The following is a 382-nucleotide window of genomic DNA, read 5'->3' as shown; positions in this document are numbered from 1 at the left end:
AATCCCTTTGACGAACTTGTGCTCCGCCCCATCCACCAGGACATATTGGTTATCCAGGAACTTAACCAGCGCCTGCGCCATCGTGAGTCTCGTCTTAGCCATTGTTGTACCCTTCCTGTTTGCGTTATCTGGTGGCACCGGGCCGTAGAGCGGCTGCTTTTTAGCCCGTCGGGGTGAAACGTGGAGCGATTATAAACAAATTTTTTTTCCACAAAATCCCATTCCAGAAGAAACATTTCATTTTGCGAGAGAGATCAAAAAATGAAATAAAACGTCCATTCACCGTTCTGCCACAACCCTGTTACCCATACATGACAATTCAAGGGGTTAGCCCAGGCAGCAGCCAGGTTTCCCTACGCAGGGCACTGAGGTGCGGCACGGG

General features: G+C 50.0%; 1 pseudogene. It reads right to left on the bottom strand.

From position 1 onward, the window contains the following. Positions 1 to 102, bottom strand: a pseudogene (locus CYR55_RS24075) (thiamine pyrophosphate-binding protein); the annotation flags it as partial. Between the last annotated feature and the right edge of the window lie 280 nt (positions 103 to 382).

The sequence above is a fragment of the Chimaeribacter californicus genome (genome assembly GCF_002858675.1).
Lineage (GTDB): Bacteria > Pseudomonadota > Gammaproteobacteria > Enterobacterales > Enterobacteriaceae > Chimaeribacter > Chimaeribacter californicus.
The sequence above is the reverse complement of the archived record's forward strand: the minus strand, read 5'-3'. Positions and strand labels throughout refer to the sequence as shown.